This is a genomic window from Streptomyces sp. NBC_01451 (genome assembly GCF_036227485.1).
Classification (GTDB): Bacteria; Actinomycetota; Actinomycetes; order Streptomycetales; family Streptomycetaceae; genus Streptomyces.
This window is the reverse complement of the sequence record NZ_CP109479.1, coordinates 3,761,437-3,783,147: the sequence shown is the minus strand read 5'-3', so window position 1 is coordinate 3,783,147 and position 21,711 is coordinate 3,761,437. Positions and strand designations below refer to the sequence as shown.

Below are 21,711 nucleotides of genomic sequence, written 5' to 3'. Positions count from 1 at the left end.
TGCGCCGGGCCGCCGCACGAAAGGCTATTGGCAAGTGCGGATGGCTCGTTCCAGGTGCTGATGCACCCTCAGAAGTCAATAAAATAAGACAACATCGGGGCCCTCACCCGCAGTTCGGGTGGGGCGTCCCGATAGGCTCGGAACCTCGATGCGGAGCCCAGGGCCTGCCCGGATGGTGGAATGCAGACACGGCGAGCTTAAACCTCGCTGCCCCTTCGCGGGCGTGCCGGTTCAAGTCCGGCTCCGGGCACTTCCGACTGTTGTATGCCGGATTTGTCGGTGCTGTGTTCATTGAGGACTTCATCGCGGAACCGTTGACAGCGGGCGTGCGTGGTCAGACACTTATCACAGGGATTTCGTGAAGAAAATTTCACCATGCGAACACGGCGTCGAGTGGCCGTACCGCCCGTATGTACGAAGGGAACGACCGATGCGCACCACCGTCGGCATCATCGGAGCCGGCCCCGCCGGGCTCCTGCTCGCCCGGCTGCTCCACAACGCCGGTATCGACTCGGTCGTCCTGGAGAGCCGCGACCGGGAGTACGTGGAGCGGCGGCAGCGGGCCGGGATCCTGGAGCAGGGCACCGTCGACGTGCTGCGCGCGGCCGGAGCCGGCGCCCGCATGGACCGCGAGGGCCTGCGCCACGACGGCATCGAGCTGCGCTACGACAGGAAGCGCCACCGCGTCGACTTCCCCGCCCTCACCGGCGGCCGGTCCGTGATGGTGTACGCGCAGACCGAGGTCTGCAAGGACCTCATCGCCCTCCAGCTGGCGGAGGGCGGCCCGCTGCTCTTCGAGGCGGAGGCGCTCGCCGTGGAGGGGGTCGAGGGGCCGGGTGGCGGCAGTCCGCGGGTGCGGTTCCGGCACGAGGGGCGCGAGGACGTACTGGAGTGCGAGTACGTCGTCGGGTGCGACGGCTCCTGGGGGGTGGCCCGTACCGCGATCCCCGCCGAACTCACCCGCGTATTCGAACGGTCCTACCCCTTCGGCTGGCTCGGCATCCTCGCCGACGTGGCGCCCTCGCACGACGAGCTGGTCTATGCCCGCCACGACCGCGGCTTCGCCCTCCTCTCCATGCGCTCCCCGTCCGTCTCCCGCCTCTACCTCCAGGTGCCGGACGGCACCGACGCCGACGAGTGGAGCGACGAGGAGATCTGGGACGAGCTGGAGCGGCGCTTCGAGACCGCCGACGGCTGGAAGCTCGCCCGGGGGCCCATCACCCAGAAGTCCGTGACACCGATGCGCAGCCACGTCCACGAGCCGATGCGGTACGGGCGGCTGTTCCTGGCCGGGGACGCCGCGCACATCGTGCCGCCCACCGGGGCCAAGGGGCTCAACCTCGCCGTCGGGGACGTCGTGACCTTCGCGCGCGCGCTGACGCACCAGAAGGAGACGGGGTCGGCCGAACTGCTCGACGCCTACTCCGAGACCTGTCTGCGCCGCGTCTGGCAGGCCGAGCGCTTCTCGTACGACATGACGACCCTCCTGCACCGGACCCCGGACGCCACCCCCTTCGAGGACCGGCTCCAGCTGGCCCGGCTGGAACGGATCGCGGGCGCCCGTTCGGCGGAGACCGATCTCGCCGAGGGGTACACCGGTTTCCCCCTTGAGTGACTCCGCCGGATCAGCGGGCGGTCTCGGGTCTGTACCGGGTTGGTCATGGTCCGGGGCCTCCGTAGCCGGGAATCAGGCGGGCGCGTAGCGTGTTCGCGACAGGACAAGGGAAAGATCCTCCCCAAGCACTAGGGTCAATCCTTTGCCCACCTATTACTCTTGAGCCCAAGGCCACGCAGTGTGGCCATGGAGGAGTGAAATGAGGAGCAGCAACCCGGTCTTCTCGCGACGGGGGTTCAGCCGCGACAACGGCTACGCGGGCTTCAACACCGCGCCGCAGGCCGGGGGCGCCGCTGTCGGCACGCAGTCGGGCAACCCGTATGCGGACCAGCAGGCCCAGCAGGGCGGCAACCCGTACGCGACCAACCCCTACGCCCAGCAGGACCTTCAGCACGGCGCACCGCCGCAGGCCCCGGTCACCACCGGCCGGATGACGATGGACGACGTCGTCATGCGGACGGCCACCACCCTCGGTGTGCTGGTAGTCACCGCGGCGCTCGCCTGGGCGCTCCTGCCGGTCGACGACGCGAACATCAGCCGGTCCTACGGCATCGCCATCGGCGCCGGTCTGGTCGCGATGGTCCTGGGCCTCGTCCAGTCCTTCAAGCGCAAGGCCTCGCCCGCGCTGATCGTGACGTACGCGGCGCTCGAGGGCGTCTTCCTCGGTGTCCTCTCCAGCGTCGTCGACAACCGCATCGCGAGCGGCGCGGCCATGCAGGCCGTGATCGGCACGATGGCGGTCTTCACCGCCGTACTCGTGGCGTACAAGGCGGGCTGGATCCGCGTCAACCGCCGCTTCTACGGCTTCGTGATGGCGGCGGCGCTCGGCTTCGTGCTGCTGATGGCCGTGAACCTGCTGTTCGCGGTGTTCGGCGGCGGTGACGGCCTCGGCTTCCGCAGCGGCGGCCTCGGCATCATGTTCGGCATCATCGGCATCCTGCTCGGTGCGTGCTTCCTCGCCCTCGACTTCAAGCAGGTCGAGGACGGCATCGCCTACGGCGCGCCGCGCGAGGAGGCCTGGCTCGCCGCCTTCGGCCTCACGATGACGCTGGTCTGGATCTACCTGGAGTTCCTGCGGCTGATCGCCATCCTGCAGGGCAACGACTAGTACGCCAGGCAGTAGAGCAGTAGGCAGTAGAAGGGCCCCGGGTTCGTCCCGGGGCCCTTCGTCGTGGTGTTGGTGCGTGCTCGGTCTCTCAGAGGGCCGTGGTCTCAGAGAAACTTGCGCGCGGCCCTCCTCAGGTCGTACTCGTGAATGATCGCCTTGGCGTGGCCGTACGCGAGATTGTGCTCGTGCCGGAGCCAGCTGACCTTCTCCTCGAAGCGGAAGAGGGAGGGGCCATCGTCGACGGTGCGCAACCAGTCGGAGACTTCACGACCGGTGCATTGGGGGATGCGGGCGAGCATGTTGCGGTGGGTCTCCTCGGAGAGGACGTGGGACATCGGCGCCTCCGGACGCAAAGGGGATGTAAGCCGGTCCTTCACGCCACGGTGCCTGAGGGTTGGGTTGTTGGCAACAGTCAGGTGGCGACGCGTAGTCTCGCGGCGTGCTGGATACCTCGCCTTTGACGCTTGCAGTGGATCACTTTGCCGACCGTTTGCGGGCGGCGCCGCAGAGTCGGTTGCAAAGAGGGGCCGCGGCGGAGGCGCTGGGGCTGGCCAGGGAGTTGGCACGGCGTGCCCAGCTGCTGGAGTCGCCCGGGAGCGAGCCTCGGGTCATGCCCGATGTGGGGATGTTCGCCGCCGCGGATCAGGTGACTGTCGCCGCGCACGATCTGGCGCTCGTTCTGAAAAGCGAAGCGGAGTTGGCCTCGGCGCTGACCTTGGTGGCGGAGGCCCAGCAGCGGGCGGCGGTGTGACGGGGGTTCGTCGCCGGCCCGCAGCTCATGACCCTGACTACAGGGACGCTATGACCCTGTCCGCCAGGACGTACACCGTTTCCTCGCCGCACTCGAAGGTCAGGGCGTAGGCGCCCGAGATGCCCGAGCCGCCCAGGAGGACGGGGGCCTCGCCGGTGCGCAGGGCCGCGGAGAGGCGTTCGGCGGTTTCGCGGTGGCCCGGGGTCATGCAGAGGGTCGTGCCGTCGGTGAAGACGTAGACGTCGAGGGTGCCCAGGGGGCCGGGGCGGACGTCGGCCAGGGCGGTGCGGGACTCGGCGAGGTCCTCCAGGCAGGCGACCGTGCGTTCGTGGTCGTTCACGATGGGGGACTGGGCCGGAACGAAGTCGGGGTGCGAGGGGTGCCGGCGACGGGCGGCGGCCAGTTCGGCGGACTCTCCCGCGAACTCGTCGGTGTCCGTGCTGGGCTCGGTCACCGGCTCCAGGGACTCCAGACCCGCGAAGTCCGCCGCGCGCGGCAGGAACAGCTCGCTGTCGGGGAGACCGAGCAGGGAGGGTGCGTCGGAGGCGTCACGGGCCTCCTGGGCGGCCCAGAAGGCACGCGCCTCGGCGAGCTCCCGCTCCCGCTCCTCGGCGAGCGCCTCGGCCACCGCGGCGCGTATCCGGTCGGTGTCGCCGGCGGTCCGGGCCTGCGGCACGAGACCGTGCGCGCCGACGGCGAGACTCTGGGCGGCGAGCTCGGCGTGCAGCGCCGCGATCTGTCGACGCAGCCCCAGCAGGGTGCGCAGAACGGCGACGCCCACAGCCGTGGTGACGGTGGCTGTGGCGAGCAGCAGAGCAAGAGGCGTAGCGCTCACTGACGTACTCCCGGTTCAAAGTCGACCCCCGACTTCCTACATCAGCTTGAAGGGTGGACTAACCACCTGTCAGTGCGTAACGTCACGAAACGGACAGGACTTTGGGCCCGGGGTTTGGTATCGCACCCATCTTGACCTGCGGAGATACCTCGCCGGAGCGAGATAGGTCACATCCTGGGGGAGATTGGATCACAAAACGGCCCAGAACCCCGGTGGTTACCGGGTTCCGGGCCGTATTCTCACTCACCGCATCCGATCGACTACCGAAACGATTCCGCCAGTTGGGGACAGCGGCGACCGTGCTCCGGGTCCTCGGGGTGGTTCAGCTCAGGCGCTCGATGACCATCGCCATGCCCTGGCCGCCGCCGACGCACATCGTCTCCAGGCCGAACTGCTTGTCGTGGAACTGGAGGGAGTTGATGAGCGTGCCGGTGATCCGGGCGCCCGTCATGCCGAAGGGGTGGCCGACGGCGATGGCGCCGCCGTTGACGTTCACCTTCTCCAGCGGGATGCCCAGGTCGCGGTAGGAGGGGATCACCTGGGCGGCGAACGCCTCGTTGATCTCGGCCAGGTCGATGTCGTCGACGGTGAGACCTGCGCGGCGCAGCGCCTGCCGGCTCGCCTCGACCGGGCCGAGGCCCATGATCTCGGGGGAGAGGCCGGAGACGCCGGTCGACACGATCCGGGCCAGCGGCGTGAGGCCCAGCTCGCGCGCCTTCGTGTCGCTCATGACGACGACTGCCGCGGCGCCGTCGTTCAGCGGGCAGCAGTTGCCGGCGGTGACCAGTCCGTCCGGACGGAACACCGGCTTGAGCCCCTGGGTGCCCTCCAGCGTGACGCCGGCGCGCGGGCCGTCGTCCTTGCTGACGACCGTGCCGTCGGGCAGCGTCACCGGGGTGATCTCGCGCTCCCAGAAGCCGTTCTTGATGGCTTCCTCGGCGAGGTTCTGCGAACGGACGCCGAACTCGTCCATGTCGAGCCGGGTCACACCCTTCACGCGGGCGAGGTTCTCGGCGGTCTGGCCCATCGAGATGTAGGCGTCCGGCACGAGACCGTCCTCGCGCGGGTCGTGCCACGAGGTGCCCTCCTGCTCCGCGACGGCGGCGGTACGGGCCTCGGCCTCCGCGAAGAGCGGGTTGCGCGTGTCGGGCAGCGAGTCCGAGTTGCCCTTCGTGAAGCGGGAGACCATCTCGATACCGGCCGAGATGAAGACGTCGCCCTCGCCCGCCTTGATGGCATGCAGTGCCATGCGGGACGTCTGGAGCGACGAGGAACAGTAACGGGTGATCGTGCAGCCCGGCAGGTAGTCCATGCCCATCTGTACGGCGACGATCCGCCCGAGGTTGTTGCCCTGCTCGCCGCCGGGCAGACCGCAGCCGAGCATCAGGTCGTCGATGTCCCGCGGGTCCAGCTCGGGGATCTTGGCCAGCGCGGCCTGGATGATCGTGGCGGTGAGATCGTCGGCGCGCAGCTCCTTGAGGGAGCCCTTGAAGGCGCGTCCGATGGGGGAGCGGGCGGTCGAGACGATGACGGCTTCCGGCATGACGGCTCCATTGGCGACGAGGTGTGAGGCGAGGTCCAGGACGAGGGTGCAAGCAGACCTGGTCTGGAAGTTACCCGTACGTATGGTCCGGGTCACGGGTGTGGCGGTGTGACTCGGGCCGCACTTTTCTAAGCGCTTGCTCACTCGGCGTCGGAGGGTCCGGCCACCGTGGGCAACCGTCCCTTCCCCTCCAGCCACTCCCAGTACACCCCCGCCCGCTGCGCCTCCGCCCAGTACGCCTTCGTGAGCGTGTCGTGCAGCGCGGGCGCGTGCTCGGCGAGGGGACTGGTGGCCGCCCACACCACCCGTTGCCGCACGGCCATCGGGTCCCCGGCCAGCGGTCGTACGACGACACCCTCGCGCTCGGTCACCAGCGGGTGCGCGAGGGCGACCCCGTGCCCCTGCCCGACCAGCGGGAACACCACGCTCCCGCTCAGCCGCTGCACCCGGCGCGGGGCGAACCCGGCCCGACGGCAGGCGGCCCGGAACTGCGCCCGCATCCGTACGTCCTTGTTCTCGCCGGCCAGCCAGGGCTCACCGGAGAGCGCGGAGAGGGGGATCTCGGGGCTGGCGGCGAGCGGATGCCGTTCCGAGATCAGCACGAAGACGGGGTCGACGGCGAGGAGGGCCTCGCCGAGCCCGGGACGCAACGTCAGCTCGTACTCCGGGTAGTCGACGACCAGCCCGAAGTCGAGCCGGCCGGTGGCGAGCAGTTCGAGCTGTTCCTCCTCCGTGTCGCAGGTGTGCAGGGTGATCTCCGCCCGGGGCAGCAGCTGTCGCGCGGTGGTCACCAGTACGGCGGTCAGCGGCCCGGGGACCGAGCCGAGCCGTACGGCGGTCAGGTCGGAGTCGTCGGGTCCCCGCTGCCGTACGTCACGCATGAGGTCGTCGTGGGCCGTGAGGATGCCGTGCCCGTGTGCCAGCACCATCGCGCCGAACGCCGTCGGCCGGGCGCCGCTTCCGTCCCGCACGAACAAGGCGCCGCCCAACGCCCTTTCTATGCGCTGGAGTTGGGCGGTGAGCGCGGGCTGGGTGAAGCCGAGGGCCGCTGCGGCACGGGTGATGGAGCCGGCGTCGGCGATGGCGTTCAGGACGCGTAGGTGGCGGATCTCCAGATCCATAGCGCGATGTTATGGGCGGTTGGGAGTACCCGAAAGATCGCACCGGGCGGGACAGTCGATCGCGACCAGAGCCACGACCGTCACCACCGCAGCAGTGGAGGCCGTATGTCCCGCATGTCCCGAAGGCTGAGCGGTGCGCTGGTAACCGCCTTGTTGGTACAGGGAGTTGCGGTGATCGCGCCGGCCGCCGCCGCGCCGGACACGACCGCCGTCCCCGCCTGGACCCACGGGACCGGACAGCGGGCCGGCACCACCCACCGGGTCACCCTCGTCACCGGCGACCGCGTGGACCTGTCGGATCCGTCGGACCCGTCGCACCTGTCGGGCGCCGCCGTGGCCGTCGAGCCCGGGGCGGGCCGCGAGGCGATGGGATTCCAGCAGTTCGAGCGCGACGGCCACCAGTACGTGGTCCCGAACGACGCCCTGCGCCTCGTCGCCGGCGGTCAGGTGGACCAGCGGCTGTTCGACGTGACGGGGCTGGTCGCGGCCGGGTACGACGACGCCCGTACGGCCGTACTGCCCACGATCGTGACGTACGCCGACGCGACGCTCGGCAGCCGCGGTCTGCGCGCCACGGACGGCGCCCGGGTGACCCGTGCCCTGCGCACCGTCGACGGCGCGGCGGTGGCCGTGGAGAAGAAGTCCGCGACCGCCTTCTGGGACGGCGTGACCGCCGGCACCGGCACGACCGGACTGCGCACGGCGAACGGCATCGCCAAGCTCTGGCTGGACGGCAAGCGGCAGATCAGCCTGGACCGGAGCGTGCCGCAGATCGGCGCGCCCGCCGCCTGGCAGGCGGGGTACGACGGGCAGGGCGTGACCGTCGCCGTCCTCGACACCGGCTACGACGCCACGCATCCCGACCTGGCCGGGCGGGTCAGGGAGGCCGTGAACTTCACGGACGCGCCCGACACGGACGACAACGTCGGCCACGGCACGCACGTGGCGTCGACGGTGGCGGGCGGTGGCGGGAAGTACAAGGGGGTCGCGCCGGGGGCCACACTGATCGTCGGGAAGGTGTGCGGCGACCGCAACTGCGCCGAGTCGTCGATCCTGGCCGGGATGGAGTGGGCCGCACCCCGCGCCCGGGTGGTCAACATGAGCCTGGGCGGGGACGACGAGCCGGGCCAGGACGTACTCGAAGAGGCCGTGAACACCCTGACGGCGAAGACCGGCGCCCTCTTCGTGCTCGCCGCGGGCAACGACGGCAGCGCGGACGGCTCGGTCGACTCCCCGTCCACCGCGGACGCCGCGCTCTCCGTGGGCGCCGTCGACAAGCAGGACGTGATGGCCTCCTTCTCCAGCCGGGGCCCGCGCGTGGACGGCGCGATCAAGCCGGAGATCACGGCGCCGGGCGTCGACATCGTCGCCGCGCGGGCCGTCCACGCGGGCAGCGACTACCTGGAGGTCGAGCCCGGCTACACCTCACTCTCCGGCACCTCCATGGCCACCCCGCATGTCGCCGGGGCGGCTGCCCTGCTCGCCGAACAGCACCCGGACTGGCGGGCGGCCGACCTGAAGGCGGCCCTGATGGCGTCGGCGACGCCGACCCCCGGCGCGAACGTCAACGCGCAGGGCGCGGGCCGGGTGGATGTGGCCCGCGCAGTCCACCAGTCCGTTCTCGCCACCCCCACGGCCCTGCCCCTGGGCACCCAGGCGGCACCGGCAGACGACGACATACCGGTGGTCAGGACGGTGACGTACCGGAACGAGGGCACCGACCCGGTGACCCTGGACTTCGCGGCGCGGGTGACCGGCCCGGACAGCTCGGCAGCGCCGGCCGGAATGTTCACGGTGAGTCCGGCGCGCGCGACCGTCCCGGCGGGCGGGACGACCACGGTGACGGTGACCGCCGACACGCGCGTGCAGAGCGGCACGGGCGTGTTCGAGGGCGCGCTGGTGGGCACGGACGCGACGACCGGGACCTCGGTCCGCGTACCGCTGACGATCACGAAGGCGACCCCTACCCACAGACTGACGGTCAAGGTCATCGACCGCGCGGGCAACCCGGCGGCGAACTACTGGACCGACATCATGAGCCTGGACGGCTCGGTCTACCGCTTCGTGTACGACCCGTCGGGCTCGGGCACGGTCGCCCTCCCGGAGGGCCGGTACACGATAGACGCGTCGGTCATCACATCATCGGACGGAAGTACGACACTCCTTGCCCGCCCCACCCTCACGGTGACCGGCGACAGCGAGATCGTCCTCGACGCCCGCGAGGCCACACCCGTCTCGGCGACCCTCCCCCGCAAGGACGCGAGCCTGCGCCTCGCCGCGGTCGGCTTCCGGCGCGAACTGACCAACGGGACGGGCTTCGGCATCCGGGCCACCGCCGACTCCTTCGGCAAGCTCTTCACGGCCGCGCTGGGCGACGACGTCGGTCCCGGTGAGGGCGCGCTGGTCGCGGACGTACGCGGCTTCTGGGCGAGGAAGGGTGCGGACGGCACGTACAACGATTCGCCGTACGAGTACGTGCTGGTGTGGTTCGAACGGGGCCACCTGCCGACGAACTTCAGCCGGGTGGTCAGGCAGAGCGAACTGGCGCAGGTGAAGCAGCGGTACTACTCGGTGACACCGGGGGCGCCCTCCCGCGCCTTCCAGCACAACTTCGGCTTTCCGCCGGAGGGCGGGAGCGCGCTGTCGGCGGGCGCCAGCTGGTTCGACAGCCCGGGCGAACGGACCCTGTACTACAAGGCCTCCGACACGATGTGGGAGACGCGCTACAACCAGTACGCGGCCGACGGCACCTTCCAGACCCAGTTCCTCACCGACTACGAGACGTACAAGCCCGGCAAGCGCTACACGGTGACCTGGCAGAAGGCGGTACCCGGCCCCCGCTTCTCCCGCACGACGTTCGTCACCCGCGAGGGCAACCGCCTCTCCTTCAACGTCCCGATGGCCGGCGACCGGGCGGGCCACACCGGCTACTCGCTGTACGACACGAGCAGGGTCGCCTTCTACCGCGGCGACCAGAAGATCGTGGAGCTGAACTACCCCTGGACCGACGCCTCGGGCCCGGTCCCGGCGGCCGAGGCGACCTACCGCCTGGAGTACTCCGCCGAACGCGGCGCGGCCAACGGAGGCTTCGACATCGGTACGAGCATCAGCGGCTCGTGGACCTTCCGCTCGGGCGAGGTCACCGGAAGTACGCCGGTGGGTCTGTCGGCGTTCGACTTCGCGCCGGTCGTGGACCAGACCAACACGGGGGGTTCGCGGGTCCTCCCGATGCGGTTGCTGCGGCAGCCGGGAGCGGCTTCCTCGGCGGTGCGGTCGGTGTCGGTGGAGGTGTCCTACGACGACGGGAAGAGCTGGCGGAAGTCACGGCTGGTGAAGACCGGACGGGACGCGTGGGCGGCGGCGCTGCCCGGACGGCCGGTGGCCGGGGGGTATGTGTCGGTGCGGGCGAGCGCGGGGTTCGCGGACGGGGGCGCGGTGGAGTACCGGGTGATTCGGGGGTACCGGGTGGGGTGAGGTGCCGAATCCCCAGTTGGGGGAGCGTCCCCGGCACCCGCACAGCCGTGCGTCCGGCGCCACCGCGCACAAGTTCGCGGCGCCGGACGCCCGTTGGCGTGATGGGCCCGATCGCGGGTCGGTTCGTGCGGGTCGCCCCCGATGCCGGGTGCGGAAGTTGGTGCTCGGGCCGCTGTCGAGGACATGGAGCGCAACCCCGCGCGCACCGCGACCGTCCACGTACAGCGGAAGATCGTGAAACGGACGCGCAAGCAGCCTCGGCGGGATCATCGGGTGCTCCGGACGTTCGACCTGCCATCGGACCCGGCCGCGACTCCCCGCGGCCGGGTCCGGTCGTGCCGGGCCTCAGTTCCTGACCGCCTCCGCGATCCGCAGGGCGGCCTGCGCGGGCGCGAGGTGTGGGGCGCCGACGACCTCCGCCTCGGTGTGCAGCAGGCCTCAGCCGCTCGACACTCCCCTCGGAGTCGTCGGCGCAGGGGCCGGGTCGGTTGCCGGTACCCGGCGCCTGCGCCTGCGCTTCATCAGGGCCCAGGGGCCCCGGGGCCCGGTGGGCATCGCCGCCGTGACCTCCGTGCCCGGCTCCGATGCCGCCTCCGCCGCCGCCCGTGCCACCGGCAGGAAGCCCTCGCGGCGGGACACGTCCGGGCGTTCCTCGTCCGCCGGCCACAGGCCCAGCGCCGCGCACACCGTCGGGAGGACCGCCATCGCCGCCGTCGCGTAGCCCTCCGCCGACGGGTGGTAGTTGTCCGGGCCGAACAGTTCGCGCGGGTTCGCCTCGAACTCGGGGCCGAGCAGGTCGCCCAGCGACACCGTGCGGCCCCCCTGCTCCACGACCCCGATCGTCTGTGCCGCCGCCAGCTGGCGGGACGCCCGCCGGGCCAGCCAGCGCAGCGGCTGCTGGACGTGCTCGACGGTGCCCAGGTCGGGACAGGTGCCCACGACCACCTCGGCACCCGCCGTACGGAGGCGTCGTACCGCCGAGGAGAGGTGGCGGACCGAGCGCGTCGGGGGCATCCGGTGGGTGACGTCGTTCGCGCCGACCATGATCACGCAGATGTCCGGGATCCAGTCGGGCGCCGAGACGGTCAGTCCCACCTGGCGGTCCAGGTCGTCGGACTGGGCACCGGCCAGCGCCACGTTGCGCAGCTCCACCGGGCGTTCCGCGAACGCCGACAGGCCGGACGCGAGCAGCGCTCCCGGGGTCTGGCGGGCCCGGTGGACGCCCTGCCCGGCCGCCGTCGAGTCGCCCAGCAGGACGAGTCGGAGCGGGGGCTCACCGGGGGTGGCGTACCCGCGTCCGTACAGGCCGTCCGCGCTCGGCGGGTGCGGACTGCGGCCGTTTCCCACCTGGCGTCTCGCCATCCGTACCTCGGCCAGCACCACTCCCACCGCCGCCGCGCTCATCAGGCCGATCCCGCCACCGCCGTACGCGGCGCCGGCCGCGATCCGCCGGGCCACCCTTGCCCTTGACATGCTCGTCATGCGTCGCCGCCACCTCCTCGTAGCCGTACACCCACTCCTTGCCCCGAACCGACGGTCCGCCAATCGTGACGTGAGGTGAATGCCGAGGCGGAGCCTTAGGCTGGCGGCACCAATGACAACCACATTTATGTGCGGCAACCGGAGACAACGGTGCAATTCCACGACTCGATGATCAGTCTCGTCGGCAACACCCCGCTGCTGAGGCTCAACAGTGTGACCGCGGGCATTCAGGCGACCGTCCTCGCGAAGGTCGAGTACTTCAACCCCGGCGGGTCCGTGAAGGACCGCATCGCCCTGCGCATGATCGAGGCTGCCGAGGAGAGCGGGGAGCTTCAGCCCGGCGGCACGATCGTCGAGCCGACCAGCGGAAACACCGGGGTCGGGCTGGCCATCGTGGCCCAGCAGAAGGGCTACAAGTGCATCTTCGTCTGCCCGGACAAGGTCTCCACCGACAAGATCAACGTGATGCGTGCCTACGGTGCCGACGTCGTGGTCTGCCCCACCGCCGTTGACCCCGAGCACCCGGACTCGTACTACAACGTGTCCGACCGGCTCGTGCGCGAGACGCCGGGCGCCTGGAAGCCCGACCAGTACTCCAACCCCCACAATCCCCTCTCGCACTATCACTCCACCGGCCCCGAGCTGTGGGAGCAGACCGAGGGGCGGATCACCCACTTCGTGGCGGGCGTCGGCACCGGCGGGACCATCTCCGGGACCGGGCGCTATCTGAAGGACGCCAGCGACGGACGCGTCCAGGTCATCGGGGCCGACCCCGAGGGGTCCGTGTACTCCGGGGGTTCCGGGCGGCCGTACCTGGTGGAGGGCGTGGGCGAGGACTTCTGGCCCACCGCCTACGACCGGACCGTCGCGGACGAGATCGTCGCCGTGTCCGACAAGGACTCCTTCCAGATGACCCGCCGGCTCGCCAAGGAGGAGGGTCTGCTGGTGGGCGGCTCCTGCGGGATGGCCGTCGTCGCCGCGCTGCGGGTCGCGGAGCGCCTCGGGCCGGACGACGTCGTCGTCGTGCTGCTGCCCGACAGCGGGCGCGGATACCTCAGCAAGATCTTCAACGACGAGTGGATGGCCGACTACGGCTTCCTGGAGGACACCGGCCCCTCCGCGCGCGTCGCCGACGTCCTCGACTACAAGGAGCACGGCCACATCCCCTCCCTCCTCCACATGCACCCGGACGAAACCGTCGGCCAGGCCATCGAGGTGCTCCGTGAGTACGGCGTCTCGCAGATGCCGATCGTGAAGCCCGGCGCCGGTCACCCCGACGTCATGGCGGCGGAGGTCATCGGGTCGGTCGTCGAACGCGAACTGCTCGACGCGCTGTTCACCCAGCGGGCCTCGCTCGACGACCCGCTGGAGAAGCACATGTCGGCGCCGCTGCCGCAGGTCGGCTCCGGTGAACCCGTCGGTGACCTGATGTCCGTACTGGGCGCCCACGACGCGGCGATCGTGCTGGTCGAGGGCAAGCCGACCGGCGTCGTCAGCCGACAGGACCTGCTGGCCTTCCTGGCCAAGGGCGGCAACCAGTAGCGAACGTCCGGTGAACGGGGCGTGTCGGAGGGGAAATTGCGGCTTCCGCCGTGATGTCCCGTTCCGCTTCCTTTCGGACGGAGACTTCGTGGAAGTGGTACGAGGGTGTCACGTCCGCGCAGCACACGCTTAACACGGGACAGGCAGAGTACTGGTTGTCGGCAAGGGCGGGAGCGGCTCCCCGCCCAGGCCGGCACCGAAACGGCGTCACGGACCTCCGGAGCGGCTCCCGGACCTCCACCGACGCCCAGGACGCGCCAGCCCGGCCCTGACCCGGCCCGCGTCCCTCGCGGGGACCGCCGTCGTCCCGCCCCCCGGCAACGGGGGTGCGGCGGTCCCCGCGAAAGCTTTTCCAGCGGCCTTCCGCGCCCTTTTCCCTAGCTGCGGTGACTCCCGGACATCAGTCGGCAGTCCCCGGCAGCCCTCAGTCCTTCCAGTCGTCGCCGTCCCGGCCGGACCTCTTGTGCCGGCCGAAGAGCCACGCCGCGTTGCCGGCGGACTGGAACGCGTTGACCCCCACGATGCCGCCCCAGGCGACCAGCAGACCGGGGAGGCCCGAGGTGCCGGCGCCGATGGCGGACAGGGGTATCGCCAGGACCAGCGAGACGATGGCGAACCCGAAGCGCTCACCGAAGGTGTCGGTGGATTTCGGCCCGCGCGAGTCGCGCGCCGCCACCATCTGCTGCTCGGCCAGCTGCCTCCGTACCCGGCGCTCCACCGAGCCGTCTATCCGCTGGTCGACCTTCTCCAGGAACGAGTCGACCAGCGCGGACTCGTACTCGTCGCCCAGTTCCCTGCGGGCCTGCAGGGTGGCGTTGAGTTCCTTCTTCAGGTCGGCGTCGTGTGCGCCCGTCGCGTCCATAGCGGTCATGCACACCACGGTAGGGAAACCGTGCCCGCCCGGCACTGGGGTTAGCCCCCCTGTTGACCCTGGGCCGGACCCTAGGGGCCCGGGGGCCGGTCCCCGGGGCGCGCAACCCGTCAGGTCTGCTTCGTCAGGACTGCTTCGTCAGGCCCTTCTCCTTCGCGTACGCGTTCGCCACGTCCTCCGGGTCCTTCTTGTCCTTGTCCACCTTGCGGTTGAGCTCGGTGAGGTCGGCCGTGGTGAGGACGTTGCCGAGTCCGGCGAGGGCCTTGCGGACCGTCGGGTCGGCCTTGCGGTCGGCGATCAGGGGGACGACGTGCTGGCCGGGGATCAGGTTCTTGGGGTCCGTCAGGACCACCCAGCCGTTGTCCAGGATGTCGGTGTCCGTGGTGAAGAGGTTCGCCACGTCGACGTCGCCCTTCTTCAGGGCACCCTTGACCAGCGGACCGGAGGAGTCGAGCGACTTGAACTCCTTGAACTCGACCCCGTACACCTCCTTGAGGCCCACCACGCCCACCTCGCGCGTCTTCACCTCGGCCGCCGCGCCCAGCGTCAGCCTCCCGTTCTGCTTCTTCAGGTCGGCCAGCGAGGTGAGGCCGTACTTCGCCGCCGTCTCGCGGGTCACGACGAAGGCGTCGGAGTCCTCAGCCATGCCGTACGGGAGGACCTGGAGGCCTGCCGGGAGGGCGATGGTGAGGGCGTTCTGCATCTCGCCCTCCTCCGTGGCCGTCGCCTTGGGGGCCAGGTAGTGGAGCAGGGCGCCCTGGTACTCGGGGAGGAGGTCGATGTCGCCGCCCTTCATCGCGGGGATGAGGATCTCGCGGCTGCCCAGGTTCGGGCGGACCTTCGTCCGCACGCCCGCCGCGTCGAGCACGGCCGCGTAGAGGTAGCCCAGCACCTGGTTCTCGGTGAAGTTCGCGGTGCCGATGGTGAGACCGCCGGCGCTGGAGCCGCTGCCTCCGCCCGAGCTGCCGCTGCCTTCGTCGAGAGAGGTGATACCGCCGCTGCACGCGGCGAGGACGGGGACGGAGGCGGCTGCGAAGAGGCCGCCGAGGAGGGCGCGTCGGTTCATCGGAAGGGCCATCGGAAGAACTCCTGGGCGGTTCGGGTTACGCGGGGCGGTGGCGGAAGAGGAAGCGCTGGACGCCGGAGAGGGTCAGGTCCAGGGCGATGGCGACCACGGCGACCAGCACCGCTCCGCCCATCACCTGGACCAGGTCGCGCTGGGCGAGGCCGTCGAAGACGTAGCGGCCCAGGCCGCCGAAGGAGACGTACGCGGCGATCGTGGCCGTGGCGACCACCTGGATCAGCGCCAGGCGCAGGCCGGTCATGATCAGGGGGAGTGCGAGCGGCAGTTCGACCTGGAAGAGGACCTGGTGCCAGCGCATGCCCTGGCCGCGTGCCGCGTCCTTCACGTCCGGGTCGACGGCCGTCATGCCGGCGTAGGTGTTCGTGACGATCGAGGGCACGGCGAGCGCGACCAGGGCGATGTACACCGGCCACATCGACAGCCCGCTGGCCAGGAACACGAGGACGACCAGGCCGACGGTCGGCAGGGCGCGGCCGAAGGAGGCGAGGTTGATCGCCACGAACGCGCCCCGGCCCGTGTGGCCGATGAGCAGGCCGAGCGGGAGGCCGATGACCGTCGCGATGAGGGTGGCGAGGAGTGAGTACTGGAGGTGTTCGGCGAGGCGGTGCGCGATGCCGTCGTAGCCCGACCACTGGTCGCCGCTGGTCAGCCAGGCGCCGAGGTCCTTGAAGAGTTCGTACATGTCAGGCTCGCCGCCTCGTCCACGGGGTGAGTACGTACTGGACGGCGACCAGCAGCGCGTCCGCGACCACCGCGAGCAGGAGGGTGAGGACCACTCCCGCGATCACCGGGGTCGGGAAGTCGCGCTGGAAGCCGTCCGTGAAGAGCTGGCCGAGGCCGCCGTCGCCGATGTAGGTCGCGACCGAGACGAGCGAGATCGACATGACCGTCGCGATACGGACGCCCGCCATGATCACCGGGAGGGCGAGCGGGAGTTCGACCGTGAGGAGGGTGCGCAGCGGGCGCGTGCCCATCGCCTTGGCCGCCTCCTTCGTCTTCACCGGCACCGAGTCCAGGCCCTCGACCGTGTTCCGCAGCAGCACGACCAGGGTGTAGACCGTCAGGCCGATCACGGTGGTCGTGCGGGTCAGACCGCTGACCGGGAGCAGCAGCACGAAGATCGCGATCGACGGGATCGTGAAGAGGACGTTGGACAGGCCGAGCAGGAAGCCGCGCAGGGGGCGGACCCGGTGTGCGACCACGGCCAGCGGGAGAGAGATCAGCAGTCCGAAGAAGACCGCCGAGAGGGCCGCCTGGAGGTGGGAGACCGTGAGGGTGGTGAGGTCGTCGGTGTGGTCGCCGATCCACGACCAGTCGATGGTCATGCCTCGACCTGGGTTTCTGTCCGGGTTTCTGTCCGGGATTCCGTGTGGGCTTCGGCGTGGGCGCGGCCCGCGTGCGTGTGGATGTCGTCGCGGGACGAGACGCCGGTGAGGGTGCCCGCCGCGTCGACGCGGGCCACGAGCCCGGTGGGGGAGGCGATCGACTCGGTGAGCGCCGCGAGGAGCGAGTCGTCGTCCGTCAGCGGTCGTACGGGGATGTCGGCGCCGCTCGTGCCCTGGTCGGCCGCGTGCCAGTGCAGCGGCCGGCGGGCCTCGTCGAGGACGAGCGTCCAGGCGCCGCCCTCGGGGGCCGGGCCCTGCGGGAGGGCCGCGAGGGTCTTCAGGGAGAGCAGCTTGAGGCCGCGCTCGGCGCCGAGGAAGTCGGCGACGAAGTCGTCGGCCGGGCGGGCGAGGAGTTCGGCGGGGGCCGCGCACTGGACCAGATGGCCGCCGGTGCGGAAGATCGCTATCTGGTCGCCGAGCCGGACGGCCTCGTCCACGTCGTGCGTGACGAAGACGATGGTCTTGTTCAACTCTTTCTGTAGACGCAGCAGTTCGTCCTGGAGCTGGGTGCGGACCACCGGGTCGACCGCGCCGAACGGTTCGTCCATGAGGAGGACGGGCGGGTCGGCCGCGAGGGCGCGGGCCACGCCGACGCTCCCCCAGTGCCTTGAAGGCCTGGGGGGACCCCCAGCTGCTGGCCGCCGGAGAGCTGGTGCGGGTATCGCTTGCCGGCGTCGGCGGCGAGGCCGACGGTCTCCAGCAGTTCGGCCGCGCGGGCGCGGGCCTTCCTCCGGCCCCAGCCCAGCAGCAGGGGCACGGTCGCGATGTTGTCGAGGACGGTGCGGTGCGGGAAGAGTCCGGACTGCTGGATGACGTATCCGATGGATCGGCGCAGGTCGGCGGCGTCCTGTTGGAGGATGTCCCTGCCGCCGACCTGGATCGTGCCGGAGGTCGGGTCGACCATCCGGTTGATCATTCGCAGGGTGGTCGTCTTGCCGCAGCCGGAGGATCCGACGAGAACGGTCACGCCGCCTTCCGGCATTCGGAGAGAGAGGTCGTGGACCGCTGTGGTGCCGTTCGGGAAGCGCTTGTGGACCGCGTCGAACTGGATCATGGGGTGTCCCTTGCCGGGCCTGTATAACGTCATGCAGAGTTCTCTGTGTCTGAATAGATTGTCAATGCCCTGGTGTTAATCCGAGGTAACGGCCGTCCAGCAAGCAAGATCGAGTGTCCGGTTTGCTTCCGGTTTGAGGGGAGTCTGCGCCTTATGTCGTCTCGAATCGTGGATACGTCGTCTTCGGTGCCACCTCCGATGCCGCCTCCCACGCCACCTCCGGTGTCCACCGGCATCGTCGTCCTGGACGGTGTCGGCCTCGGAGTCGAGGACGTCGTACGCCTCGCCGACGGGGCCGCGCGGCCGGTCCCCGGCACCGACGCGATGAAACGCGTCGAGGAGGTCTGGGACGTAGCCCGCCGCATCGCCGCGACCGGCCGCGTGTACGGCCGCTCCACCGGCGTGGGCGCCAACCGCAACGAGGCCGTCCCGACCGAGGCCGCCGCCGACCACGGACTGCGCCTGCTGCGCAGCCATGCCGGCGCCATCGGCGCGGAACTGCCGGCCCGGCAGGTGCGGGCGATGCTCGCCGTCCGCGCCAACCAGCTCCTCGCGGGGGGCGCCGGACTCCGCCCCGGGGTGGTCACCGCCCTGTGCGAGGCGCTGGAGAACGGGGCCCATCCCGTGATCAACGAGTTCGGGTCGGTGGGCACCGGGGACATCGCGGCACTGGCGCAGATGGGGCTCGCGCTGGCCGGGGAACACGAGTGGATCGGGCCCGTGACGGCGGCGGCAGCGGGGGGACCGGCTCCCCGGGGGTGGAGCGTCGCCGGAGCCCCCGAGCCCCAGGCCCTCGACAACAACGACGCCCTCGCCCTGATCAGCAGCAACGCCCTCACCCTCGGGCAGGCCGCGCTCGCCCTGCACGAGCTGCGCGGGCTCATCGCCGCCACCCAGGTCGTCGCCGCGCTCTCGCTGCACGCCGTCGACGGTTCCCACGAGGCGTACGCCGCGCCCGTGCACGCCGCCCGTCCGCACCGGGGGTCGGTCGAGGTCGCGCGCCGGATGCGGGAGCTGATCGGTTCCGCGGCCCGGCCCACCCCTCCCCTCGGGCGCATCCAGGACCCGTACGGCTTCCGGTGCCTGCCGCAGATCCACGGGCCCGCGCACGACGCGGCGGATGCGCTGGAGGGGGTGCTCGGCATCGAGATCAACGCCGCGGCCGAGAACCCGCTCATCTCCCCCGAGGACTTCACCGCCTACCACCACGGTGGCTTCTACCAGGCCCAACTGGCCCTTGCCCTGGACCACTTCAGACTGGCCGTCACCCAGGTGGCACGGCTTTCCACCTCGCGCCTGTCCACCCTCAACGAGCCCGCCTTCACCCGCCTGCGCCCCTTCCTCGCCGACCACGAGCCCGCCGCCTCCGGGGTGATGATCCTGGAGTACGCCGCCGGCGCGGCCCTCGGTGACCTGCGGGCCTTCTCCGCGCCCGCCTCCCTCGGACACGCTGTACTCTCCCGGGGCGTCGAGGAACAGGCCAGCTTCGCCTCGCTCGCCGCCCGCCAGACACTGCGCGCCTGCGACGCGTACCGTCTCGTCGTCGGCTGCGAACTGGTCGCCGCCGTACGGGCGCTGCGCCAGCGCGACCTGCGGCCGGACCCGGAACTGCCGGCCGGACGGGCGCTGGAGCTGGCCGAGTCGGTCCTCGACGCCGAATCGGCCGACCGGCCGCTCACGGACGACGTGACAGCGGCGGCGGCACTGCTGGACCGGTTCACGGAGATCTGGAGGGGGAGCGGGGCATGAGTACGCCGAGTGCGGACGGAAGCATGGGCGCCGGTACGGGTACGGGTACGGGTGCGGACACGGGTACGGGTCCGGGAGAGGAGGGGGAGACGGGCGCGGGCGGGCATCTGCCCGACAGCCCCGCCGCGCGGCTCCAGGCCCTCTTCGAAGGGCACCGGCTCACCCCGACCCAGCGGCGCATCGCGCACAGCATGGTGCGCCGGGCCTCCGAGGTGCCCTTCCTCTCCAGCGTCGAGCTGGCCGAACTGGCCGGTGTCAGCCAGCCGTCCGTCACCCGCTTCGCCGTGGCCCTCGGCTTCGACGGCTACCCGGCGCTGCGCAAACACCTGCGCGAGGTCGCCCCCACCGAACCGAGCGCCGAGCCGGGCTCGTACAACGAGTACCAGCAGGCCGTCGAGGCCGAGATCGAGAACCTCAGGCACCTGGCCGAGGTGCTCGCCGACCCGCGCCCGGTGCGGCGGGCGGGCCGGCTGCTCGCCGCGTCCCGCCCCCTGCCCGTCCTCGGGCTGCGCGCCGCCGCCTCCCAGGCGTACGGCTTCGCGTACTTCGCCGCCAAGGTCCACCCGGACGTACGGCTGCTCCACGAGGGCGGCACGATGATCCACGACCGGATCGACGCCGCCGTACGGGCGGGTGCCACGACCCTGCTGTGCTTCGCGCTGCCCCGGCATCCGCGCGAGGTCGTCGACACCCTCGCCTACGCCAGGTCGGCGGGGCTGACCGTCGTCACCGTCGCCGACTCGGCGTTCGCACCGGTCGCCAAGGTCTCCGACCTGCTGCTGCCGGCCGCCGTCGGCACCGGGCTCGCCTTCGACACCGCCTGCGCGCCGATGCTGCTGGGCCGGGTCCTGCTGGAGGCCATGTGCGACGACCTGCCGGACGCCCAGGCCCGCCTGGAGGAGTTCGACGCGCGGGCGGCGAGCCGCGGACTGTTCGTCGAGTAGCCACCGGCCGGACGGGCACCCTGTCCGGGTCGTGTCAGGGCTCTTTCCGGGGACTGTCCGGGTTCTGTCCGGCCTCTCAGACTCGTCTCACGTTCGCTCGCTACTCTCCCGCTCCGACAGAACTGTCAGGACAGTGCCGGATGAACGAACCGGGAGGCGGACGTGGCACGCGGAGTTCACGGAGGGCAGGGCCTCGCTCGGGTGGCCGTGGTCGTACGGGCCGGAGCGGCGCCCCTGTGGTGGTTCGGAGTGTTCGCGGCGGGCATCGGCGTACTGGCGCCGGGGATCACCGGCCGCCGGATCGGAGTCATGGCGGGGGCCGCCCTGTTCATCGTCGCGGCCGGTGTCGTGGCGTACCTGCGGCGCGGGCGCTACACCGCGCTCGCGGCCGGTGCGGCGCGGGCCGGCAGACACGATGTGCTCCAGGACCGCGCGGTGACCGTGCGCAACTGGCGCCGTGGCCACCGATGGTGGCTGCTGCTCGCCTTCGCCGCCGCGCTGGGCAGCTCCCTCGCGGTGCCCGCGGCGGGCGGAATGCTGCTCGCCGGGGCAGGTACCGGGCTGCGGCTGAAGGCCGCCTGGCTGGGCCGCCGCGAGCGCGCCGCCGACGTACTGCTGTGGGTGCGCGTGGACTGGCTCGGTCCGCGCTCCGGCGCCCCGGCGGGCAAGCCGGTCAAGGCCTACCGCGCCACGGGAATCGCCGCGGGCGACGCGACCCCGGGCGGGGCGCGCCGCCGCGGCGACGTACTGGTCTAGCCCGGCGGACCGCTCAGACCTCGATCTCCGCCTCGATCCGCTTGAGCTGGTGGCGGGCCATCGCCAGGTTGGAACGGTTGATGTCGAGCACCAGGTAGAGGAAGAGGCCGTTGCCGCCGCGCCCCTTCATCATGCGGATCAGGTGGTACTGGCTGGAGAGCGTGATCAGGATGTCCTCGATCTCGCCCTTCAGCCCCAGGTGCTCCATGGTGCGCATCTTGGCGCGTACGACGTCGGTGTTCCCGGCGGCGGCGACGTTCAGGTCGAACGTCTTGCTGCCGCCCATCGTGCCCAGGGCCATACCGCTGGTGTAGTCGACGAGTGCGACTCCGGTGGCGCCCTCGATGGAGGTCAGCGCCTCTTTCAACGCGGTCTCTGTGGTGGCCATGACGGTGTT

At 71.0% G+C, this 21,711-nt stretch carries 18 protein-coding genes, 1 tRNA gene and 2 pseudogenes; 9 read left to right on the top strand and 12 right to left on the bottom strand.

Going from position 1 to position 21,711, the window contains the following annotated elements:
• Positions 1-166: 166 nt before the first annotated feature.
• From OG595_RS16385 to OG595_RS16375, 3 genes are all read left to right on the top strand, one after another.
• A tRNA-Leu gene (locus OG595_RS16385) sits at positions 167-250 on the top strand.
• Between the two features lie 180 nt (positions 251-430).
• Positions 431-1,615, top strand: a complete 1,185-nt coding sequence (locus tag OG595_RS16380; protein ID WP_329272745.1) for a 4-hydroxybenzoate 3-monooxygenase — start codon at positions 431-433, stop codon at positions 1,613-1,615.
• A gap of 199 nt (positions 1,616-1,814) precedes the next feature.
• Positions 1,815-2,723, top strand: coding sequence for a Bax inhibitor-1/YccA family protein (locus OG595_RS16375; RefSeq protein ID WP_329272744.1), 909 nt, complete (start codon positions 1,815-1,817; stop codon positions 2,721-2,723).
• A 104-nt stretch (positions 2,724-2,827) separates the two neighbouring features.
• Here OG595_RS16375 and OG595_RS16370 read toward each other — a convergent pair whose 3' ends face one another.
• Positions 2,828-3,058 (bottom strand): DUF4287 domain-containing protein, encoded by a 231-nt coding sequence (locus OG595_RS16370; RefSeq protein WP_329272742.1) that lies wholly within the window; start codon positions 3,056-3,058, stop codon positions 2,828-2,830.
• Positions 3,059-3,162: 104 nt separating this feature from the next.
• On the opposite strand from OG595_RS16370, the gene OG595_RS16365 reads away from it, so the two are divergent.
• A complete protein-coding gene (locus OG595_RS16365; protein ID WP_329272740.1) occupies positions 3,163-3,474 on the top strand; it encodes a hypothetical protein in 312 nt (103 codons plus the stop codon).
• Positions 3,475-3,511: 37 nt separating this feature from the next.
• Here OG595_RS16365 and OG595_RS16360 read toward each other — a convergent pair whose 3' ends face one another.
• The 3 genes from OG595_RS16360 to OG595_RS16350 form a co-directional block, all read right to left on the bottom strand.
• Complete coding sequence (locus OG595_RS16360; RefSeq protein ID WP_329272737.1) at positions 3,512-4,309, bottom strand: hypothetical protein; 798 nt, start codon at positions 4,307-4,309, stop codon at positions 3,512-3,514.
• Positions 4,310-4,631: 322 nt separating this feature from the next.
• Complete coding sequence (locus OG595_RS16355; protein ID WP_329272735.1) at positions 4,632-5,852, bottom strand: acetyl-CoA C-acetyltransferase; 1,221 nt, start codon at positions 5,850-5,852, stop codon at positions 4,632-4,634.
• A 140-nt stretch (positions 5,853-5,992) separates the two neighbouring features.
• Positions 5,993-6,973 carry a LysR family transcriptional regulator gene (locus tag OG595_RS16350; protein ID WP_329272732.1) on the bottom strand — a complete coding sequence of 327 codons (981 nt, stop codon included), beginning with the start codon at positions 6,971-6,973 and terminating at the stop codon, positions 5,993-5,995.
• 171 nt (positions 6,974-7,144) lie between these two features.
• Between OG595_RS16350 and OG595_RS16345 the strand changes: the two genes are divergently transcribed.
• On the top strand, positions 7,145-10,447 hold the full coding sequence (locus OG595_RS16345; protein ID WP_329272730.1) for a S8 family serine peptidase: 3,303 nt from the start codon (positions 7,145-7,147) through the stop codon (positions 10,445-10,447).
• A 345-nt stretch (positions 10,448-10,792) separates the two neighbouring features.
• Here OG595_RS16345 and OG595_RS16340 read toward each other — a convergent pair.
• Both OG595_RS16340 and OG595_RS16335 read right to left on the bottom strand, forming a co-directional pair.
• Positions 10,793-10,879, bottom strand: a pseudogene (locus OG595_RS16340) (ATP-binding protein); the annotation flags it as partial.
• Between the two features lie 6 nt (positions 10,880-10,885).
• On the bottom strand, positions 10,886-11,929 hold the full coding sequence (locus tag OG595_RS16335; RefSeq protein WP_329272727.1) for an SGNH/GDSL hydrolase family protein: 1,044 nt from the start codon (positions 11,927-11,929) through the stop codon (positions 10,886-10,888).
• 150 nt (positions 11,930-12,079) lie between these two features.
• Between OG595_RS16335 and OG595_RS16330 the strand changes: the two genes are divergently transcribed.
• Positions 12,080-13,471 carry a cystathionine beta-synthase gene (locus tag OG595_RS16330; protein WP_329272725.1) on the top strand — a complete coding sequence of 464 codons (1,392 nt, stop codon included), beginning with the start codon at positions 12,080-12,082 and terminating at the stop codon, positions 13,469-13,471.
• 424 nt (positions 13,472-13,895) lie between these two features.
• Here OG595_RS16330 and OG595_RS16325 read toward each other — a convergent pair whose 3' ends face one another.
• The 5 genes and pseudogenes from OG595_RS16325 to OG595_RS16305 all read right to left on the bottom strand — a co-directional run bounded on the left by OG595_RS16325 (position 13,896) and on the right by OG595_RS16305 (position 17,865).
• Positions 13,896-14,342, bottom strand: a complete 447-nt coding sequence (locus OG595_RS16325) for a hypothetical protein (RefSeq protein WP_329272723.1) — start codon at positions 14,340-14,342, stop codon at positions 13,896-13,898.
• A 124-nt stretch (positions 14,343-14,466) separates the two neighbouring features.
• Positions 14,467-15,408: an ABC transporter substrate-binding protein gene (locus OG595_RS16320; protein ID WP_329282931.1), complete on the bottom strand. Its 942-nt coding sequence runs from the start codon at positions 15,406-15,408 to the stop codon at positions 14,467-14,469.
• Between the two features lie 37 nt (positions 15,409-15,445).
• Positions 15,446-16,108, bottom strand: coding sequence for an ABC transporter permease (locus OG595_RS16315; protein ID WP_329272720.1), 663 nt, complete (start codon positions 16,106-16,108; stop codon positions 15,446-15,448).
• Between the two features lies 1 nt (position 16,109).
• Positions 16,110-16,751 (bottom strand): ABC transporter permease, encoded by a 642-nt coding sequence (locus OG595_RS16310; protein WP_329272718.1) that lies wholly within the window; start codon positions 16,749-16,751, stop codon positions 16,110-16,112.
• Positions 16,748-17,865: pseudogene (locus tag OG595_RS16305) on the bottom strand (ABC transporter ATP-binding protein). Before OG595_RS16305 ends, OG595_RS16310 begins: the two are co-directional and overlap by 4 nt.
• A gap of 153 nt (positions 17,866-18,018) precedes the next feature.
• On the opposite strand from OG595_RS16305, the gene OG595_RS16300 reads away from it, so the two are divergent.
• The 3 genes from OG595_RS16300 (at position 18,019) to OG595_RS16290 (ending at position 21,314) form a co-directional block, all read left to right on the top strand.
• Positions 18,019-19,614: an aromatic amino acid ammonia-lyase gene (locus tag OG595_RS16300; protein WP_443073052.1), complete on the top strand. Its 1,596-nt coding sequence runs from the start codon at positions 18,019-18,021 to the stop codon at positions 19,612-19,614.
• The gene (locus tag OG595_RS16295) at positions 19,611-20,558 is read left to right on the top strand and encodes a MurR/RpiR family transcriptional regulator (protein ID WP_329272713.1); all 948 of its coding nucleotides are present in this window, start codon (positions 19,611-19,613) and stop codon (positions 20,556-20,558) included. Before OG595_RS16300 ends, OG595_RS16295 begins: the two co-directional genes overlap by 4 nt.
• A gap of 162 nt (positions 20,559-20,720) precedes the next feature.
• Positions 20,721-21,314 carry a hypothetical protein gene (locus OG595_RS16290; RefSeq protein WP_329272710.1) on the top strand — a complete coding sequence of 198 codons (594 nt, stop codon included), beginning with the start codon at positions 20,721-20,723 and terminating at the stop codon, positions 21,312-21,314.
• A 13-nt stretch (positions 21,315-21,327) separates the two neighbouring features.
• On the opposite strand, the gene OG595_RS16285 is transcribed toward OG595_RS16290, so the two are convergent.
• Complete coding sequence (locus tag OG595_RS16285) at positions 21,328-21,702, bottom strand: hypothetical protein (RefSeq protein WP_164318636.1); 375 nt, start codon at positions 21,700-21,702, stop codon at positions 21,328-21,330.
• Between the last annotated feature and the right edge of the window lie 9 nt (positions 21,703-21,711).

Excerpts from the sequence above, each read along its gene's own strand:
- OG595_RS16380 (WP_329272745.1), top strand. The coding sequence starts at position 431 with ATGCGCACCACCGTCGGCATCATCGGAGCCGGCCCCGCCGGGCTCCTG.
- OG595_RS16375 (WP_329272744.1), top strand. The coding sequence starts at position 1,815 with ATGAGGAGCAGCAACCCGGTCTTCTCGCGACGGGGGTTCAGCCGCGAC.
- OG595_RS16370 (WP_329272742.1), bottom strand. The coding sequence starts at position 3,058 with ATGTCCCACGTCCTCTCCGAGGAGACCCACCGCAACATGCTCGCCCGC.
- OG595_RS16355 (WP_329272735.1), bottom strand. The coding sequence starts at position 5,852 with ATGCCGGAAGCCGTCATCGTCTCGACCGCCCGCTCCCCCATCGGACGC.
- OG595_RS16350 (WP_329272732.1), bottom strand. The coding sequence starts at position 6,973 with ATGGATCTGGAGATCCGCCACCTACGCGTCCTGAACGCCATCGCCGAC.
- OG595_RS16335 (WP_329272727.1), bottom strand. The coding sequence starts at position 11,929 with ATGACGAGCATGTCAAGGGCAAGGGTGGCCCGGCGGATCGCGGCCGGC.
- OG595_RS16325 (WP_329272723.1), bottom strand. The coding sequence starts at position 14,342 with ATGACCGCTATGGACGCGACGGGCGCACACGACGCCGACCTGAAGAAG.
- OG595_RS16320 (WP_329282931.1), bottom strand. The coding sequence starts at position 15,408 with ATGAACCGACGCGCCCTCCTCGGCGGCCTCTTCGCAGCCGCCTCCGTC.
- OG595_RS16315 (WP_329272720.1), bottom strand. The coding sequence starts at position 16,108 with ATGTACGAACTCTTCAAGGACCTCGGCGCCTGGCTGACCAGCGGCGAC.
- OG595_RS16310 (WP_329272718.1), bottom strand. The coding sequence starts at position 16,751 with ATGACCATCGACTGGTCGTGGATCGGCGACCACACCGACGACCTCACC.
- OG595_RS16300 (WP_443073052.1), top strand. The coding sequence starts at position 18,019 with ATGTCGTCTCGAATCGTGGATACGTCGTCTTCGGTGCCACCTCCGATG.
- OG595_RS16295 (WP_329272713.1), top strand. The coding sequence starts at position 19,611 with ATGAGTACGCCGAGTGCGGACGGAAGCATGGGCGCCGGTACGGGTACG.
- OG595_RS16285 (WP_164318636.1), bottom strand. The coding sequence starts at position 21,702 with ATGGCCACCACAGAGACCGCGTTGAAAGAGGCGCTGACCTCCATCGAG.